This window comes from Citrobacter sp. Colony219, assembly GCF_019382635.1.
GTDB lineage: Bacteria > Pseudomonadota > Gammaproteobacteria > Enterobacterales > Enterobacteriaceae > Citrobacter > Citrobacter youngae.
Map to the genome: position 1 here is coordinate 4317741 of NZ_CP080033.1, position 271 is coordinate 4318011.

General features: G+C 53.9%; 1 protein-coding gene. It reads right to left on the reverse strand.

The window, feature by feature from the left end:
• Window positions 1-271 (reverse strand): aconitase family protein (locus JTI85_RS19045; RefSeq protein WP_255574890.1); only part of this gene is annotated, 271 nt, incomplete at both ends.

Sequence of the window (271 nt, forward strand, 5' to 3'; positions counted from 1 at the left end):
GATCCGGGCTGATCCCCCAGGTCACTTTAGGCTCAAGATCGAGACAGTCGATCGTCACAGTCTTATCAAAAACCGCATCTGCATCACTACTCAACTGCGACCACTCCTGCAATGCCTGTTGCCAGAGTTCACCTGCGGGCATTTGCGGCTTCCCGTAGATATAGTCAAAAACCTTTGCATCCGGCGCAATAATCGCACCGCGAGCACCTGCCTCCACGGCCATGTTGCAAAGCGTCATTCGCCCCTCAACACTCAGGGCACTGATTGTTTC